This window comes from Enterobacter sp. BWH52 (assembly GCF_001037565.1).
GTDB classification, from domain to species: domain Bacteria; phylum Pseudomonadota; class Gammaproteobacteria; order Enterobacterales; family Enterobacteriaceae; genus Enterobacter; species Enterobacter hormaechei_C.
Map to the genome: position 1 here is coordinate 3,227,035 of NZ_KQ089854.1, position 18,030 is coordinate 3,245,064.

16 protein-coding genes are annotated in these 18,030 nt (G+C 57.8%); 4 read left to right on the forward strand and 12 right to left on the reverse strand.

All coding sequences use genetic code 11. The annotated features are described in order from the left end of the window. Positions 1 to 66: 66 nt before the first annotated feature. The 8 genes from cysA to SK47_RS15300 all read right to left on the reverse strand — a co-directional run bounded on the left by cysA (position 67) and on the right by SK47_RS15300 (position 6,540). Positions 67 to 1,161 carry a sulfate/thiosulfate ABC transporter ATP-binding protein CysA gene (gene cysA / locus SK47_RS15265; protein WP_045896678.1) on the reverse strand — a complete coding sequence of 365 codons (1,095 nt, stop codon included), beginning with the start codon at positions 1,159 to 1,161 and terminating at the stop codon, positions 67 to 69. After that, positions 1,151 to 2,026: a sulfate/thiosulfate ABC transporter permease CysW gene (cysW, locus tag SK47_RS15270; protein WP_023325019.1), complete on the reverse strand. Its 876-nt coding sequence runs from the start codon at positions 2,024 to 2,026 to the stop codon at positions 1,151 to 1,153. The genes cysA and cysW overlap by 11 nt, the downstream gene beginning before the upstream one ends. Next, positions 2,026 to 2,859: a sulfate/thiosulfate ABC transporter permease CysT gene (gene cysT, locus SK47_RS15275; protein ID WP_003861303.1), complete on the reverse strand. Its 834-nt coding sequence runs from the start codon at positions 2,857 to 2,859 to the stop codon at positions 2,026 to 2,028. The genes cysW and cysT overlap by 1 nt, the downstream gene beginning before the upstream one ends. Then, a complete protein-coding gene (locus tag SK47_RS15280; RefSeq protein ID WP_048244603.1) occupies positions 2,859 to 3,872 on the reverse strand; it encodes a sulfate ABC transporter substrate-binding protein in 1,014 nt (337 codons plus the stop codon). Before SK47_RS15280 ends, cysT begins: the two co-directional genes overlap by 1 nt. 175 nt (positions 3,873 to 4,047) lie before the next feature. Further along, positions 4,048 to 4,947 (reverse strand): Dyp-type peroxidase, encoded by a 900-nt coding sequence (locus tag SK47_RS15285; protein ID WP_003861297.1) that lies wholly within the window; start codon positions 4,945 to 4,947, stop codon positions 4,048 to 4,050. Between the two features lie 92 nt (positions 4,948 to 5,039). Next, complete coding sequence (locus SK47_RS15290) at positions 5,040 to 5,615, reverse strand: RpoE-regulated lipoprotein (protein WP_003861296.1); 576 nt, start codon at positions 5,613 to 5,615, stop codon at positions 5,040 to 5,042. A 63-nt stretch (positions 5,616 to 5,678) separates the two neighbouring features. Further along, positions 5,679 to 6,128, reverse strand: coding sequence for a DUF2919 domain-containing protein (locus SK47_RS15295; RefSeq protein ID WP_003861294.1), 450 nt, complete (start codon positions 6,126 to 6,128; stop codon positions 5,679 to 5,681). Further along, positions 6,115 to 6,540 carry a GNAT family acetyltransferase gene (locus SK47_RS15300; RefSeq protein WP_003861292.1) on the reverse strand — a complete coding sequence of 142 codons (426 nt, stop codon included), beginning with the start codon at positions 6,538 to 6,540 and terminating at the stop codon, positions 6,115 to 6,117. Before SK47_RS15300 ends, SK47_RS15295 begins: the two co-directional genes overlap by 14 nt. A 212-nt stretch (positions 6,541 to 6,752) precedes the next feature. On the opposite strand from SK47_RS15300, the gene amiA reads away from it, so the two are divergent. Both amiA and hemF read left to right on the forward strand, forming a co-directional pair. Continuing rightward, the gene (gene amiA, locus SK47_RS15305; RefSeq protein ID WP_023325022.1) at positions 6,753 to 7,628 is read left to right on the forward strand and encodes an N-acetylmuramoyl-L-alanine amidase AmiA; all 876 of its coding nucleotides are present in this window, start codon (positions 6,753 to 6,755) and stop codon (positions 7,626 to 7,628) included. Beyond that, the gene (gene hemF / locus SK47_RS15310) at positions 7,628 to 8,527 is read left to right on the forward strand and encodes an oxygen-dependent coproporphyrinogen oxidase (RefSeq protein ID WP_048244605.1); all 900 of its coding nucleotides are present in this window, start codon (positions 7,628 to 7,630) and stop codon (positions 8,525 to 8,527) included. The genes amiA and hemF overlap by 1 nt, the downstream gene beginning before the upstream one ends. 64 nt (positions 8,528 to 8,591) lie before the next feature. Here hemF and maeB read toward each other — a convergent pair whose 3' ends face one another. After that, positions 8,592 to 10,871 carry an NADP-dependent oxaloacetate-decarboxylating malate dehydrogenase gene (gene maeB, locus SK47_RS15315; RefSeq protein ID WP_048244607.1) on the reverse strand — a complete coding sequence of 760 codons (2,280 nt, stop codon included), beginning with the start codon at positions 10,869 to 10,871 and terminating at the stop codon, positions 8,592 to 8,594. Between the two features lie 286 nt (positions 10,872 to 11,157). Between maeB and tal the strand changes: the two genes are divergently transcribed. Together tal and tkt are read left to right on the forward strand one after the other, a co-directional pair. Beyond that, positions 11,158 to 12,108, forward strand: a complete 951-nt coding sequence (gene tal / locus SK47_RS15320; protein ID WP_048244609.1) for a transaldolase — start codon at positions 11,158 to 11,160, stop codon at positions 12,106 to 12,108. Positions 12,109 to 12,127: 19 nt separating this feature from the next. Beyond that, positions 12,128 to 14,116: a transketolase gene (tkt, locus tag SK47_RS15325; protein ID WP_022651557.1), complete on the forward strand. Its 1,989-nt coding sequence runs from the start codon at positions 12,128 to 12,130 to the stop codon at positions 14,114 to 14,116. A 59-nt stretch (positions 14,117 to 14,175) separates the two neighbouring features. Here the strand turns inward: tkt and SK47_RS15330 are convergent, their stop codons facing one another. The 3 genes from SK47_RS15330 to aegA form a co-directional block, all read right to left on the reverse strand. Further along, positions 14,176 to 15,219 (reverse strand): DUF1176 domain-containing protein, encoded by a 1,044-nt coding sequence (locus tag SK47_RS15330; protein ID WP_047653871.1) that lies wholly within the window; start codon positions 15,217 to 15,219, stop codon positions 14,176 to 14,178. A gap of 106 nt (positions 15,220 to 15,325) precedes the next feature. Further along, positions 15,326 to 15,919 (reverse strand): GDP-mannose pyrophosphatase NudK, encoded by a 594-nt coding sequence (gene nudK / locus SK47_RS15335; RefSeq protein WP_045337247.1) that lies wholly within the window; start codon positions 15,917 to 15,919, stop codon positions 15,326 to 15,328. A gap of 67 nt (positions 15,920 to 15,986) precedes the next feature. Then, positions 15,987 to 17,963: a formate-dependent uric acid utilization protein AegA gene (gene aegA / locus SK47_RS15340; protein WP_075262103.1), complete on the reverse strand. Its 1,977-nt coding sequence runs from the start codon at positions 17,961 to 17,963 to the stop codon at positions 15,987 to 15,989. Positions 17,964 to 18,030 lie beyond the last annotated feature (67 nt).

The following is an 18,030-nucleotide window of genomic DNA, read 5'->3' on the forward strand; positions in this document are numbered from 1 at the left end:
ATTTTTACTCAATAAAAAGCCCGGTAAGCATCACGCCACCGGGCGAAAAACATACTCAATAACCTATCAGGCTGACTCCGCCAGAGCAATATCCTCGCGCGTCTCGATGCGCTCGTTGCCGTGATAAATGCGCGCGTGTTGCAGCCCCACAAACAGGCGTTCCCCCCGGTGCGGCGGCTCGTCGTCACGCATAACCACGGTCAGCGGCTCGGTGTACCAGCCCAGGGGCTGTACCACCAATTGGGTGTAGTGGCCTTTAGGGCTAGCTTCCAGCACCTGCACCGGAAGCGGTGAATCCAGGCTGGTACGGCGGCTGACGTCCACTTCCCACGGACGCAGGAACAGATCCACCGGCCCCTGATGCGCGGAGGTATACCCCAGCGGCCAGCGGTGCGCGCCAACGTGGAACTGACCGCCGCGAATGGTGCCCTGAAGGCGGTTTACTTCTCCCATAAACTCCAGCACAAAGCGGGTCGCCGGTTCACGCCAGAGCTGCTCTGGCTCGTCAACCTGCTCAATGTTGCCCTGACTCATTACTACCACGCGGTCGGCCACTTCCATCGCCTCTTCCTGATCGTGGGTCACGAAAACGCTGGTGAACTGGAGTTCCTCATGCAGCTGACGCAGCCAACGGCGCAGCTCTTTACGCACCTGCGCATCCAGCGCGCCAAACGGTTCGTCCAGTAGCAGGATTTGCGGTTCAACGGCTAACGCACGCGCCAGCGCCACGCGCTGCTTCTGCCCGCCGGAAAGCTGAGCCGGGAAGCGGTCCGCCAGATGTGCAAGCTGCACCATCTCCAGCAGTTTGGTCACTTTCGCTTTGATGGCGGCGGCATCTGGACGTTCACGACGCGGCAGCACGGTCAGGCCAAACGCAATGTTGTCAAATACCGTCATGTGGCGGAACAGCGCGTAATGCTGGAATACAAAGCCCACTTTACGGTCGCGGGCGTGCAGGCGGCTCACGTCCGTACCGTGGAAGCGGATATGTCCGCTGGTCTGGTGCTCAAGCCCGGCGATAATACGCAGCAGCGTGGTTTTACCGGAGCCAGACGGCCCCAGCAGCGCCACCATTTGTCCGGAAGGGACATCCAGCGAGATATCATTCAGCACCTGGGTGCGACCAAAAGACTTCTTAATATTGGCAATCTCAATGCTCATGATTTCCCTCCTGATGCTGACGTTTTTCCTGATTCTCTAAACGCCACTGCACCACACTCTTCAAAAACAGGGTCAAAATGGCCATCAGCGTCAGCAACGCTGCGGCCGTAAAGGAACCGACGGTGTTGTAGTCCTGTTCCAGTAATTCAATCTGTAACGGCAGCGACAGGGTTTCGCCGCGAATCGAGCCGGATACCACCGACACCGCGCCAAACTCGCCGATCGCACGGGCGTTGGTCAGCACCACGCCGTAAAGCAGTGCCCAGCGGATATTCGGCAGCGTGACGCGGCGGAACATCTGCCAGCCGGAAGCGCCGAGCAGCACCGCGGCTTCATCTTCATGGCTGCCCTGGCTGAGCATCACTGGCACCAGCTCGCGCACCACGAACGGACAGGTGACAAAGACGGTCACCAGCACCATCCCCGGCCATGCGAACATGATTTGCAGGTCGTGTTCATCCAGCCAGCCGCCCAGCGGGCCATTGGAGCCGTAGAAGAGCAGATAAACCAGACCCGCCACCACAGGAGACACCGCAAACGGGATATCCAGCAGGGTCAGCAGCAGCTGACGCCCCGGGAAGTTAAAGCGCGTTACCAGCCAGGCCAGCAATACGCCAAACAAAAGATTCACCGGGACAGTGATCAGGGCAATCATCACCGTCAGCCAGATGGCGTGGAGCATGTCCGGATCGGCCAGATTTTGCAGCGCGGGCATAATCCCTTTGCTGAAGGCCTGTACGAAGATGTACACCATCGGCACGACGAGAATGAATGCGGAGACCAGCACGCCGGTACCAATCAGAAACCATTTGCCCCAGTTGATGCGGGGCGCGTCATAGCGCTTCAATTGCGTAACTTCCGCCATCAGTGACCTACCACACGTCGACCAAAGCGACTTTGCAGAGTGTTAATCGAAAACAGTAGCAGCAGCGACGCGGCAAGGATCACCGAGGCAATCGCGCTCGCGGCCGGATAATCAAACTCCTGCAAACGGACAAAAATCATCAGCGATGTCACTTCGGTTTTCCACGCGATGTTCCCGGCGATAAAAATGACCGCGCCAAATTCACCGAGGCTGCGGGTAAAGGAGAGCGCCACCCCCGCCAGCAAGGCCGGAGAAAGTTCCGGCAGAACAACCTTACGGAAACTCTGCCAGCGCGTGGCGCCCAGGGTTTCCGCGGCCTCTTCGTATTCGGGTCCTAACTCTTCCAGCACCGGCTGCACGGTACGCACCACAAACGGGATGCTGGTAAAGGCCATCGCCACCGCGATACCGAGCCAGGTATAGGTCACTTTAATATCAAACTTCGCCAGCCACTCACCGTAAAAGCCGTTCACGGAAAACAGCGACGCCAGCGTCAAACCGGCCACTGCCGTCGGCAGGGCAAAGGGCAGATCCATCAACGCGTCGAGCAGCGTGCGGCCCGGGAAGCGATAGCGGGTTAAGATCCACGCCATCAGCAGGCCAAACACGCCGTTAAAAATCGAGGCCACGAACGCAGACAGCAGCGTGACCTTATAGGCCGCCACCACCTGAGGGTTGGTGACCACTTCCCAGTACTGGGACCAGCTCATCTCAGCGAGCTGCATCACCAGAGCGCTGAGCGGTAACAATAAAATCAGACAGACGAACAGCAGGCTGGTCCCGAGGCTTAAGGTAAAACCCGGCAGCACACGTCTTGTTGATCCTGCAAACATTACTTACGCCCCGCCGCCAGCAATTTGTCTAACGCACCGCCGCTGGCAAAATGCGTTTTCATCACCTCAGGCCAGGCGCCGAAATGGTCTTCCACGCGGAACAGCTCGGTCTGCGGGAATTTGTCTTTCAGCTTGTTCATCACGTCCGGATTATTAACGCGGTAGTAATAGTCAGTAATCACCGTCTGCGCCTGCGGGCTGTACAGATAGTTGAGATAGGCTTTTGCCGCTTTATCAGTGCCGTTGGCTTTGACGTTTTTATCCACCCACGCCACCGGGAACTCGGCCAGAATGTTGGTTTTCGGGATAACCACTTCGAAGCCCTGCGCTTCGTACTGTTTACGAATATTGTTCACTTCGGATTCAAAGCTGATCAGCACGTCGCCCAGCCCGCGCTCGGCAAAAGTGGTGGTTGCGCCCCGGCCGCCGGTATCAAACACTTCGACGTTTTTCAGGAACTGGGTCATAAACTGTTCGGTTTTCGCTTTATCGTTACCATCAGCTTTGTCCGCCGCGCCCCACGCCGCCAGATAGGTATAACGCGCGTTGCCGGAAGTTTTCGGATTCGGGAAAATCAGCTTGACGTCAGAACGCACCAGGTCGTTCCAGTCGTGAATGTTCTTCGGGTTGCCCTTGCGCACCAGGAAGCCCATGGTGGAGTAGAACGGCGAACTGTTGTTCGGCAGGCGGCTTTGCCAGTCCGCCGGGATAAGCTTGCCTTTGTCGTGCAGGATCTGCACATCCGTGACCTGGTTGTAGGTCACCACATCGGCTTTCAGCCCCTGCAAAATGGCCAGCGCCTGCTTGGATGAGCCAGCGTGCGACTGTTTGATGGTCAGCTTGTCGCCGTTGTTCTCTTTCGCCCACTGCTGTTCAAATGCGGGATTAAGGGCGGCAAACAGCTCGCGCGAAACATCATAAGAACTGTTCAGCAACTCGGTTGCCTGCGCCTGCGCCACCAACAGTAAACCTGCCAGTGCCAGCGATCCTTTTTTCAGTACAGTAACGGCCATTGCGCACCCTTATAAATGTGATGACTATCTTATAGTCATAATATTTATAACGGAGTCTAAAGGAGTAACGGTTTTATATACCGTTTAGTGATTTAGAAGCAGAAAAGGGAATAAGGGTGCGAGAGAAATTGCCGGGTGGCGCTAACGCTTACCCGGCCTACGAATGGAGAGCGATTTACAGCGCCAGCAGGCGCTCAACGGACGGCGCAAAGTAGTAGCCGCCAGTCACCGGACGGGTGAAGCGCAGCATGGCGTCACGCTTGCCGTCGGTATCGCCAAACATGCTCAGCAGCTGCTGTTCGATGTTGTAGAGCCGCGCGCAGTAAGCGCAGAAGTACAGGCCGTGCGTACCGCTCGCGGTGCCGTACGGCAGGCTCTGGCGAACAATCTTCAGCCCCTTACCGTCTTCTTTAAGGTCAACGCGGGACAGGTGGGACGTGACCGGACGCGCATCGCCGTCAATCTCTTCATTGGCGTCTTTGGTGCGGCCAATCATCATCTCCTGGTCATGCACGCTCATGCGGTTGAGCTGCCTGAGGTTATGCTCCCAGCGCTGGACGAACACGTAGCTGCCGCCCGCGTCCACGCCATCCTTGATTACAGCCACCTCGCGACGCGTCTCTTCCCCGGCCGGGTTTTCGGTGCCGTCGACGAAGCCGCTCAAATCGCGCTCTTCTACCCAGCGGAAACCGTGGATCTCTTCCTGCACGTCGATGCTGTCACCAAAGGCCTCAATCGCTGCCTGAGCGATGGAGAAGTTCACGTCGTGGCGCAGGGAGAGGATATGGATCAGGACGTCATACTGGGTGGCGGGCGCAAGACCTTTGCCATAAGGAATAAAATCTTTCAGCTCTTCTGCGCCTTCGCCGCCGCTCAGCTGACGCCAGACGGTATTGCCAAAGGCAACCACCGCGCCCAGATGGGCTTCGGGGAATTTGGCCTGGAAGGTGGCCAGTTTATCAACGAAAACTTTGCTGGCCGCACGCAGGGCATCCACATCCCCTTTGACGTTGGCTTCAATCCAAATCGCCGCGCGGCAATGTTCTGGCAAAATGCCACTCTGAACCTGAGACATCGCTCCTCCTGAAAAAAAGATGCCACGACTGCGTGGCATTGATGGCGGCTATTATACCTGGATTTCAGCGAGGCGGCTTGCTCAGGCGCAAATTACTGCTTCCAGATAATTTTGCTCACTTTCCACTTTTTCAGGGTGTCGTCAGACGGCATTAACCCTTCCGGACCGTTCCAGGTGCCGCTGAATACATAGCTAATGTGCTGGCTGCCGTCGGCCTTACACTCGACCGCCACGCTCTCCTCCGACGGCACACTGGCGCAGTGGCCAAACGCTTTCTGGTAGAGCTCGCCAAACGGCGTACCTACCTTCACGCCACCTGAGGTCGGGATCTCTTCATCCATCACCGCAATGCGGTTGACCGTACCTTTATCGCCGTTGATGACCATCGCCACCTTGTCGTCTTTCAACGCTTCGAAATAGCGCACGATGTTGCCGTTCTCGGTTTTCATGCCGCTGCGCAGGCGATAATCACTGCCGATGGCATCCTGAATGGCATCCTGATCCAGTGCCGTCGAGGCGGTAATTTTGCCCACGCCCTGCTCGGTCACTTCCGTTGAGGATCCAAACCAGTTCCACGGATAGGCCGCAGACCAGTTGATGGATGAGAGCGTGGAACAGCCGGTTAACGCCAGCGGGAGAGCGCATAAAAGTAAACGCAGCGATTTCATTGAGACGTCCTTACGTAGTAAATCAACGCTTGTTGGAGTGCAGTATCGGCAAAAAGTGCCGTTTTAATCTGACTCTTGCGTAAAACAGGCGCGTAAACGGGGATTCGTGACCAGCCACAGCAGCGCGACAATATCCGCCACCACCAGCGCAATCCCGATACCCGAAAGCGGCTCGCCGTACAGCCAGAGCACGGGCTGCCAGACCAGGAGCACAACCTGCGCCAGAATCAATAGCCAGCGAAGTGCGCGCCAGAAGCGCGGGAGGAACTGCCGCCGTCCGCTGCACAGGAACGCCAGCACCGCCGGTACACCGGGCAGTAACCCCAGCCAGAACGCATCGTGATCGGGATAAAAGAGATTCAGTAGCGTATCGCCCTGCCCGCGCGACGCGCCAGCCATAACGAACAGCACCCAGGTGCGGGCCTGCAACAGCAGAACGCACCAGAACAAAAAAGGCAGACGCAGACGACCGTGAACATCATAGTCGCCAGGGTGGAACTCAGTACTCTTCATCTTCGATCAGGCGCTTACCCAGCGTCAGTACATCCGCATGCTCGTAGCCCAGACGTTCATACATGCCCAGCACCACGTCGTTATCTTCCCGCACCATGATCTGGATTTTCGGACAGCCGCGGGCGATCAGCTTCTTTTCCAGACGGTTAAGCAGCGCGTTGGCGATGCCGCGCGCGCGGTATTCCGGGTGCACGCCCAGATAGTAGGCCGAGCCGCGGTGGCCGTCGTACCCGCCCATCACTGTCCCGACTACTTCGCCGTTGACCTCAGCGACCAGAAACAGACTGACGTCGTGATTCACCTTCCGTTCGATGTCCATCTCCGGATCGTTCCATGGACGCAGCAGATCGCAGCGCTCCCAAAGGGTGATCACCTCTTCGAAATCTTCCTGGCGAAAAACGCGTATCTCCATGGTATTAACCGCCTTTTCGGGTTTAAAAACAGTGATTATGGCGTGAACAGGGCATTTAGCCAATAACCGGGGAAAAACTCGCCAAAATTTGGCATAATGTCACTTTGTCACGTATTGAAATGAAAAGTAAAACAATTCTCAATAAGGAATGTCGTCACGCAAAACGCGATACGATATAACACCAGGACCCCAATTTTTACAATTCAGGCCGCATGAGCACATTCAAACCATTAAAAGCACTCACATCGCGTCGTCAGGTTCTCAAAGCGGGGCTGGCGGCCTTAACGTTAACGGGCATCGCAAAGCAGGCTCAGGCAAAAGACGAGAGCACGCTTAAAACCAGTAACGGACACAGCAAACCGAAAACCAAAAAAGCCGGCGCAAAGCGTCTGGTCATGCTCGATCCAGGCCACGGCGGGATCGACACCGGCGCCATTGGCCGAAACGGTTCGAAAGAAAAACACGTCGTGCTGGCAATTGCAAAAAATGTGCGCGCAATTTTACGCAGCAACGGTATTGACGCCCGCCTGACGCGCACGGGCGACACGTTTATCCCACTGTACGATCGCGTGGAGATTGCCCACAAGCACGGCGCAGACCTGTTTATGTCCATTCACGCGGATGGCTTCACAAACCCTTCCGCCGCAGGCGCCTCGGTGTTCGCTCTCTCCAACCGTGGCGCCAGTAGCGCCATGGCGAAATACCTCTCCGATCGTGAAAACCGGGCGGATGAAGTGGCCGGGAAAAAAGCTACCGACAAAGACCATCTGTTACAGCAGGTTCTGTTTGATCTCGTGCAGACCGATACCATCAAAAACAGCCTGACGCTCGGCTCGCATATCCTTAAACGGATTAAGCCCGTGCACCGTCTGCACAGCAAAAGCACCGAGCAGGCCGCGTTTGTGGTGCTGAAGTCCCCGTCCATTCCGTCCGTGCTGGTGGAAACCTCGTTCATTACCAACCCGGAAGAAGAGCGTTTACTCGGCACCACGGCGTTTCGTCAGAAGATCGCGAACGCCATCGCCTCCGGGGTCATCAGTTATTTCAACTGGTTCGATAATCAAAAAGCGCACTCCAGGAAACGTTGATGAAACCGAATGCACAGCTGGTCAAAACTTTCCTGATGCAGTTACAGGACGCGATTTGCCAGAAACTTTCCGCCGCAGACGGCGGTGAATTCCAGGAAGACACCTGGCAGCGCGAAGCGGGCGGCGGCGGGCGCAGCCGCGTGCTGCGTAACGGCGGTATTTTTGAACAGGCCGGGGTCAACTTCTCCCACGTCCACGGTGATGCAATGCCAGCGTCCGCCACGGCGCATCGGCCTGAACTGGCGGGCCGCAGCTTCGAGGCGATGGGCGTCTCGCTGGTAGTGCATCCGCATAACCCGTTTGTGCCAACCAGCCACGCCAACGTGCGCTTTTTCATCGCGGAAAAACCGGGGGCCGATCCGGTCTGGTGGTTTGGTGGCGGTTTCGACTTAACGCCTTACTATGGCTTCGAAGAGGACGCCGTGCACTGGCACACCACCGCGCGCGACCTCTGCCTGCCGTTTGGCGAAGACGTTTACCCGAAATACAAAAAATGGTGCGATGACTATTTCTATCTGAAGCACCGCGACGAGCAGCGCGGCATCGGCGGACTGTTCTTTGACGATCTCAACACCCCGGATTTTGATACCGCATTCAGCTTTATGCGCGCGGTGGGTGAAGGCTTTACCGATGCCTATCTGCCGATTGTCGAACGCCGCAAAAACACCGACTACGGCGTGCGCGAGCGTGAGTTCCAGCTTTACCGCCGCGGGCGCTACGTGGAGTTTAACCTGGTATGGGATCGCGGGACGCTGTTTGGCCTGCAAACCGGTGGGCGCACGGAGTCCATTCTGATGTCGATGCCGCCGCTGGTGCGCTGGGAATACAGCTACGCGCCAAAAGAAGGCAGCCCGGAGGCTGCCTTGAGTGAGTTCCTTAAAGTACGCGACTGGATTTAACTGCCGGATGGCGCTGCGCTTATCCGGCCTACTCAATCCGTAGGTCGGGTAAGCAAACGCGCCCTTACAGCGGCTGCGTCTGTGCCTCAACCACCGCCAGCGCCACCATGTTGACGATACGACGCACGGAGGCAATCGGCGTTAACACATGCACCGGTTTTGACACCCCCATCAGCACTGGCCCTACGGTCACCCCTTCAGAACTCGACACGCGCAGCAGGTTATAGCTGATACGCGCCGCTTCCACGTTCGGCATAATCAGCACGTTCGCCGAGCCTTTCAGCGGGCTGTCCGGCATGCGTTCGTTACGGATGCTCTCCACCAGCGCGGCGTCGCCGTGCATCTCGCCGTCGATCATCAGCTCCGGCGCACGCTCGCGCACCAGGTCCAGCGTCTGGCGCATTTTGCACGCCGCCGCGGATTTGGATGACCCGAAGTTAGAGTGCGACAGCAGCGCCACTTTCGGCTCGATACCAAAGCGGCGCACGGTTTCCGCCGCCATCACGGTGATTTCCGCCAGTTCCTCCGGGGAAGGATCGTCGTTGACGTAGGTATCGGCGATAAAGGTGTTACCGCTTGGCAGCAGCAGCGCGTTCATTGCGCCGGCAGTATGGACGCCCTCGCGATAGCCGAAGATCTCCTGCACCACGCTGAAATGCTCATGGTACTCGCCGATGGTGCCGCAGATCAGCGCATCCGCCTCACCGCGATGAACCATGATCGCGCCGATCACCGTGGTATTGCTGATCACCGCCCGCTGCGCCTGCTCCTGGGTGATCCCGCGACGCTTCATGATCGAATAGTATTCGTTCCAGTACTCTTTGAAGCGCGGATCGGATTCGTTATTGACGATCTCAAAGTCGACGCCCGGCTTAATTTGCAGGCCCAGCTTCTGAATACGCATCTCGATCACGCTCGGACGACCAATCAGGATCGGTTTCGCCAGCCCTAAGGTGATCAGCTCCTGCGTGGCATGCAGCACGCGCGCCTCTTCCCCTTCTGCCAGCACCACGCGCTTCGCGTCAGCGCGCGCCTGGGAGAAGATCGGCTTCATAAACAGGTTGGTTTTGTAAACGAACTCGGTGAGTTTATCGACGTAGGCATCGAAATCTTCAATCGGCCGCGTCGCCACGCCGGAGTCCATCGCCGCTTTGGCCACCGCTGGCGCGATCTTCACGATCAGACGCGGGTCAAATGGTTTAGGGATGATGTAGTCGGGGCCGAAGCTCAGATCCTGATCGCCGTAGGCGGAGGCCACCACTTCGCTCTGCTCGGCGTGCGCCAGCTCTGCGATAGCATGAACGGCAGCCAGCTTCATCTCTTCGTTGATTGCCGTAGCGCCGACGTCCAGCGCACCGCGGAAGATGAACGGGAAGCAGAGCACGTTGTTCACCTGGTTCGGGTAGTCCGAACGTCCGGTACAGATGATCGCGTCTTCACGCACCGCCTTCGCCAGCGGCGGCAGAATTTCCGGCTCCGGGTTCGCCAGGGCCAGGATCATTGGCGCGCGCGCCATCTTCTGCACCATCTCCTGGGTCAGTACTTTCGGGCCTGAACAGCCGAGGAAAATGTCGGCACCTTCAATGACGTCTTCTAGCGTGCGCTTGCCGCCGTCTTCCACCGCATAGGCCGCCTTGGTTTCCGCCATGTTTGGCTCGCGGTCTTTGTAGATCACGCCCTTGGAGTCGCAGACCACAATATTGTGCTTCTGCATGCCCAGCGCCACCAGCAGGTTCATACAGGCGATGGCCGCGGCGCCTGCGCCGGAGACCACCATGCGCACGTCGGAGAGATTTTTCTCTACCACGCGCAGGCCGTTCAGAATGGCGGCGGTACTGATAATCGCCGTGCCGTGCTGGTCGTCATGGAACACGGGAATGTTCATACGCTCGCGCAGCTTCTGCTCGATATAGAAACATTCCGGCGCTTTGATGTCTTCCAGGTTGATGCCGCCGAAGGTCGGCTCCAGCGCCGCCACCACGTTGATGAATTTATCCGGATCCAGTTCGTCCACTTCGATATCGAAGACGTCGATACCGGCAAATTTCTTAAACAGAACGCCCTTCCCTTCCATCACCGGCTTACCGGCCAGCGCACCGATGTTCCCTAACCCCAGCACCGCCGTACCGTTAGAGATAACGGCCACCAGGTTGCCGCGCGCGGTGTATTTGTACGCCGCCAGCGGATCTTTTTCGATTTCAAGGCACGGGGCAGCTACGCCTGGCGAGTAGGCCAGCGCCAGATCGCGCTGGGTCGCCAGCGGTTTGGTCGGGGATACCTGGATTTTACCCGGAACAGGAAACTCGTGAAAATCGAGAGCGCTTTGTTTTAACTGATCATCCATCTTGTTATTCCTTTCACGTTTCGGTCAAAAAGGGTGATGTTGACGTTCCTATGCACACCCTGGTGTGCCGCATAGTATCGCCGCAGGCAGGCTCCTAAACTTTGAAGGCTGCCAAACTCTCACCATTGCAGAATAAAAATTGTTATCAATTTATAACAGCCATGTTACCCGTCTCAGAAAGCAATGCCTCCCCCGTCTGCTATGCTTTTTTGTTAAGTCCATCATGATTTTCTCAGAAGTGTGAACTAACGCACTCGACTAACTCTTTTATTTCCAAGGAGTAATTATGAACCAGCTAGACGGCATCAAACAATTTACCACCGTGGTTGCAGACAGCGGCGACATCGAGTCGATTCGTCACTACCAGCCGGAAGACGCGACCACCAATCCCTCTCTGCTGCTCAAGGCGGCCGGTCTTGCGCACTTTAGTCATCTGATTGATGACGCCCTTGCCTATGGCAAACAGCGCGGGAAAACGCAGGAGCAGCAGGTCGCCGAGGCCAGCGACAAGCTGGCGGTCAATATCGGTGCGGAAATTCTTAAAAGCATACCGGGACGCGTCTCCACCGAAGTGGACGCCCGCCTCTCGTTTGACCAGGAAAAGAGCATCAACAAGGCTCGCCGCCTGGTGGAACTCTACCAGGAGCAGGGGATCGATAAGTCACGCATCCTGATCAAGCTTGCGTCTACCTGGGAAGGCATCCGCGCGGCGGAAGTGCTGGAGAAAGAGGGGATCCACTGCAACCTGACGCTGCTGTTCTCCTTCGCCCAGGCGCGTGCCTGCGCCGAAGCGGGCGTGTACCTGATTTCACCGTTTGTCGGACGTATCTACGACTGGTATCAGGCGAAACAGCCGATGGATCCGTATGTGGTGGACGAAGATCCCGGCGTGAAATCGGTGCGTAATATCTACGATTATTACAAGCAGCACCGCTACGAAACCATCGTGATGGGAGCCAGCTTCCGCCGCACGGAGCAGATCCTGGCGCTCGCGGGCTGCGACCGGCTGACCATCTCCCCTGACCTGCTGAAAAAGCTTCAGGAGAGTGAAGAGACGGTGATCCGCAAGCTTGTGCCGACCTCTACCGTTCTGCCAAAACCAAAACCCATGACCGAAGCGGAATTCCGCTGGGAGCACAATCAGGACCCAATGGCCGTGGAAAAACTGGCGGACGGCATCCGTCAGTTCGCCGTCGACCAGCGCAAACTCGAAGATCTTCTCGCTGCCAAACTTTAACCTTGCCACGGAGTGAACTATGTCCCGTAAAGAGCTCGCCAACGCCATTCGCGCCCTCAGCATGGATGCCGTACAAAAAGCCAATTCCGGCCACCCTGGCGCCCCCATGGGTATGGCTGATATTGCCGAAGTGCTGTGGAACGACTTCCTCAAGCACAACCCGACCGATCCGACCTGGTACGATCGCGACCGTTTTATTCTCTCCAACGGTCACGCATCGATGCTGCTCTACAGCCTGCTGCACCTCTCCGGCTACGATCTGCCGCTTGAGGAGTTAAAAAACTTCCGCCAGCTGCACTCCAAAACGCCGGGCCACCCGGAGATCGGCTATACGCCGGGTGTTGAAACCACTACCGGCCCGCTGGGCCAGGGGCTGGCGAATGCCGTCGGCCTGGCGATTGCAGAGCGTACGCTGGCCGCGCAGTTCAACCAGCCCGACCACGAGATTGTCGATCACTACACCTATGTCTTTATGGGTGATGGCTGCCTGATGGAGGGGATCTCCCACGAGGTCTGCTCGCTGGCGGGCACCCTGGGCCTGGGCAAGCTGATTGGCTTCTACGATCACAACGGTATCTCCATTGACGGGGAAACCGAGGGCTGGTTTACCGACGACACGGCAAAACGCTTTGAAGCCTATCACTGGCACGTGGTGCACGAGATCGACGGTCACGATCCTGAGGCGGTGAAAAAAGCGATTCAGGAAGCGCAGAGCGTGAAGGACAAACCGTCCCTGATCATCTGCCGCACCACCATCGGCTTCGGCTCGCCGAACAAAGCGGGCAAAGAAGAGGCGCACGGCGCGGCGCTGGGTGAAGAGGAAGTGGCGCTGACCCGCCAGAAACTGGGCTGGAAACACCCGGCCTTTGAGATCCCAAAAGAGATCTACAAGGCCTGGGATGCTCGCGAAACAGGTGAAAAAGCGCAGCAGGCCTGGAACGAGAAGTTTGCCGCTTACAAAAAAGCGTATCCGGATCTGGCGGCTGAGTTTACCCGCCGCATGAGCGGCGGCCTGCCGGAAGACTGGGAAGAGAAAACCCAGGCGCTGATTGAAAACCTGCAATCCAACCCGGCGAAAATTGCCACCCGTAAGGCATCACAAAACACCCTGAACGCAATTGGCCCAATCCTGCCCGAACTGCTGGGCGGATCGGCGGATCTGGCGCCAAGTAACCTTACCATCTGGTCCGGCTCTAAATCCCTGAAGGAGGACATTGCCGGGAACTACATCCACTACGGCGTGCGCGAGTTCGGGATGACCGCCATTGCCAACGGCATCGCCCACCATGGCGGCTTCGTGCCGTACACCGCTACCTTCCTGATGTTTGTCGAATATGCCCGTAACGCGGCGCGTATGGCGGCTCTGATGAAGGCGCGGCAAATCATGGTGTACACCCACGACTCCATCGGACTGGGTGAAGATGGGCCGACGCACCAGGCGGTAGAGCAGCTGGCGAGCCTGCGCCTGACGCCAAACTTCAGTACCTGGCGTCCGTGCGATCAGGTTGAAGCGGCAGTGGGCTGGAAGCTGGCCGTAGAGCGTCATAACGGACCCACGGCGCTGATCCTGTCGCGCCAGAACCTGGCGCAGATCGAGCGCACGCCGGAGCAGGTGAAAAATATCGCCCGCGGCGGGTACATCCTGAAAGACAGCGGCGGCAAGCCAGACGTGATCCTGATTGCCACCGGTTCAGAGGTGGAAATCACGGTAAAAGCGGCGGAGAAACTAACCGCCGAGGGTCACGCGGTGCGCGTGGTTTCCCTGCCTTCAACGGATATCTTTGATGCCCAGGATGAGGCGTACCGCGAATCGGTGCTGCCTTCAAACGTCGCGGCGCGCGTGGCGGTTGAAGCTGGCATTGCCGACTACTGGTACAAATATGTGGGTCTGAAAGGGGCGATTGTCGGCATGAAGGGTTACGGTGAATCCGCCCCGGCCGATAAGCTGTTCCCGTACTTCGGCTTTACCGTTGAGAACGTAGTGGAGAAGGCGCTGAGCGTGCTGTAGTGCGATCTGCGTTGCCGGGTGGCGGCTGCGCCTGACCCGGCCTACAAATCGGCAAAACCCTACCTTGTGATCCACAGCGTGGGCCAGGCATCTGGCCCATTCCAGTTATCACAGCTTGGCTCTTCCGCGTAGCGTACCAGACGGAAGCGCTGGCCGTTAAAACGCCAGCGGGTCTGGATCCCACAGTCGCCAATCCCGCGTCCCAGCGCCAGCGTGGTCAGCTCGCGCGTTTTTTCATCGAAGCTGGCATTCATCAGCTCCATGTCGCTACTCTGGCTGGAAGGGGTAAACGGCAGACGCAATCTCACGCTCCTGGCCGCAAACGGTTTTTTACGCGACACCAGCCACGCCAGGTCGACGGTGTTGTACGCCCCCGCCTCACAGCTGATGATCATCAGCGCTTTGTCATCGGTCAGCGCGGTCACGCGCACCTCACGCCGGTTCGGATCGAGAGAGCACTGGCTGTGGTTCATGCGCCAGTTACCGTAATCCAGCAGATCGTTCAATTCGTTATGCGTCAGCGGCGTTGGCGTGGGGTTCACCACCGCCACCTTTTTTAATGCCGGCGCAGGCGGCACGCTCAGCGGTGGACTATCCCCTTTTTTAATCCATGCCGTTTCACTTCCGACGCGTTTTTGCTGGGCATCGATAAACAGCAGCGCCGCTTTCAGCCCGGCCAGAGAGATTGTCTGCTTCCCCCCGCGCAGAGTCAGCGCCTGACCTTCCTGAATGGTTTTCAGAAACGTGGTGATGGTGCCCGTATCGTCTGTTTTAAGATGCCAGGGGGTTAACTGCCAGTGTTGCGACGTGAGTTTAAGCGGCACATTGTCGAGCAGCAGGCGCGGGGCGATGTCAGGCTCTTTCACCGGAGGCGCCGAAAGCCCACCGAGATCAATGCGCAGGCTGGCGTCCGTTTTTGCCCCCGCACTGCGGCTCAGCGACATGACCAGACCGCGATGCTCGCCAGTGTTGCGCGCTACGCAGAAGTTCTGGTTATTGCAGGTCACCTGCCAGTCTGAAAAAGACTGCTGCGCAGGCGCAGCCCACACCCGAGGCGCGGGAAGCACGCAAATGAAGAAGAGAAGAAAAACGCAGTAGCGCATGAACGGCACAGCCCCGGAAACGAATAGGTCAATCTGGGGCGTATCTTCGTGCCCTGGGCGGGCTGGCTCAATCGGATTTATCGGATAGATTTATCTGAAATACAACTTATCGCGCTTCCGCCGCGGCATTCATCAGCCCGCTGGTTTGCAGATATTGCAACAGGATCACCGCTTTACCGTCGCGGATCTCGCCGCGTTTCACCATGTCAACAGCCTTAGCGAAAGGCATTTCCAGCACTTCAATGTCTTCATCGTCCACGCCACCGCCCCGGTGCGTGCGCTGGGCATCGGTATATTCCGCAATGAAGAAGTGGATCAGCTCGGTGACCCCGCCAGGGGACATAAACAGCTCAAAGACTTTCTGCACCGTCCCCACCTCAAAACCCGTCTCTTCAATGGCTTCTTTGCGGATACACACTTCCGGCTCATCGTCGTCCAGCAGACCTGCACAGGTTTCAATCAGACGTCCGTCCGCGTTGCCATTGACCCATGTCGCGATGCGAAACTGGCGGATCAGCACTACGCTTTGCTTTTCACGGTTATACAGCAGAATGGTTGCACCATTGCCCCGGTCGTAGACTTCGCGTTTATGGCGAATGACGTCCCCGTTCTTACGGGTGAGATCGTAAGTGATGTTACGCAGGACAAAGTAATTTTCAGAAAGGATTTTGTCTTTAATAACGCTAATGTTCGGGGACATACGGGCTCCACGGCAAAATGAGTCTGTTTATACTACGCCGTGAAGCCCGCTTTGTCGCCCGTCTGCGTTAATGCATGTTGCGCGGCGGCACGCCAAGCCAGTCCATGATCCCCTGCGCGGCATGGCGCCCTTCCGCCATCGCGGTGACCACCAGATCCGCACCGCGTACCGCATCACCGCCAGCAAAAATCTGCGGATTCGAGGTCTGGTAGCGATAACGGCTCTCCACGGAGGCCCTGATGCGCCCCCAGTCGTCGGTGTCGACGCCCTGCGCCTGAAGCCACGGCATGGCGTGCGGATTAAACCCAAACGCCATGATCAACGCATCCGCTGGCATGACAAACTCACTGCCCGCCACCGGGACAGGACGACGCCGCCCCTGCGCATCCGGCTCGCCCAGACGGGTGCGCAGCATCCGGATACCGTTGACCTTCCCGTCGGTATCCAGCGTGAGCTCAACCGGCTGGACATTAAATTCAAAGGCCGCGCCCTCTTCTTTCGCGTTTTTAACCTCTTTCTTTGAGCCCGGCATGTTGGCCTCGTCCCGCCGATAGGCGCAGGTGACTTTCGCCGCGCCATGTCGCAGCGCGGTGCGCACGCAGTCCATCGCCGTATCGCCCCCGCCCAGCACCACCACGTTTAACCCCTGCGTGTCGATAAACGGCTCGTCTGCGGCAGGGTCAAGGCCCATCACGTTCCTCGTGTTCGCCACTAAAAACGGCAGCGCGTCGTACACGCCCGGCGCGTCTTCGTGAGGGATACCCGCTTTCATGGAACGATAGGTCCCTACGCCGATGAACAGGGCATCGTAGTCGTTTTGCAGTTGGGCCATCGATACGTCTTTTCCCACCTCGCAGTTCAGCTCGAAGCGGATGCCCATCGCGCTGAATATCTCTCTGCGCCGCGCTAACAGGGACTTATCCAGCTTGAAGGCCGGAATACCAAAGGTCAGCAATCCGCCGATTTCCGGATGGCGATCGTAGACCGTCACACCGACGCCGCTGCGCACCAGTACGTCGGCGCAGGCCAGCCCTGCCGGACCGGCACCGATGATGGCGACGCGCTTACCGACCGGTTTAACGTGGCTGACGTCCGGCGTCCAGCCCATCGCCAGCGCCCGATCCGAGATATACCGTTCGATATTCCCGATGGTTACCGCCCCTGACGCATCCCGCAGGGTGCAGGCGCCTTCACATAATCGATCCTGTGGACAGACGCGGCCGGTAATTTCCGGTAAACAGTTAGTCTGGTGAGAAAGCTCAGCCGCACCGATGATATCCCCCGCCCTGATCCGCTCAATCCACTGTGGAATATGGTTATGCAGCGGGCAGGTCCACTCGCAAATGCTGTGGTCGCCACATTTCAGGCACCGGGATGCTTCGCGCTGCGCCTGTTCCGGGCGAAACGGCAAGTAGATCTCGTTAAAATGACCTGCGCGCGCGTCGGGGCTGAGCTTATCCGGCTCACCGCGCGCCGGGGTGTTTTGCATCTGTTGCCGTTTGGTTTGCGGAGGGACTGACTGAACCGCCTCGCTGTGCCACGGCAGCGCGTCCAGCCTTGCGCTGCGCTGTCGGCGCTGTTTAACCAGCTTATCCAGCACGGCTGGGGTGGCGAGCGTAAGCACCTCTGCCGGGCAGTTTTCAACGCAGGCCGGGCCTTGCGGCCTTTCCAGGCAGAGGTCGCATTTGTGCGCCGAGGCCTTTACGCTGTCGTTTTCCAGCGGGGCGATCAGCATGTCCATCGTGCCAAACGGACAGGCCACCACGCAGGCTTTACAGCCAATGCATTTTTGTTGATTGACCTGTACGCTGTCGCTGTGTTGCGTGATGGCTCCGTTCGGGCAGCTTTGCGCGCAGGGCGCATTTTCACAGTGGTGGCAGGTCACGGGGCTTTTTCGCAAGCCTGAGGTAAGGACCGTAATGCGGGGATGAAAATGGCGCTCGCTCAGCGCGTGCTGCTCCCCGTTGTGCGCCATCACACAGGCAACTTCGCAGGCGCGACAACCGATACACTGTTGAGCGTTGGCCATAATAAAACGATTCATAACAACACCTGTTTTTGGTTCAATAACCTTATTATTTCTATTGTTATCGTATTTACCCACAGTGGCA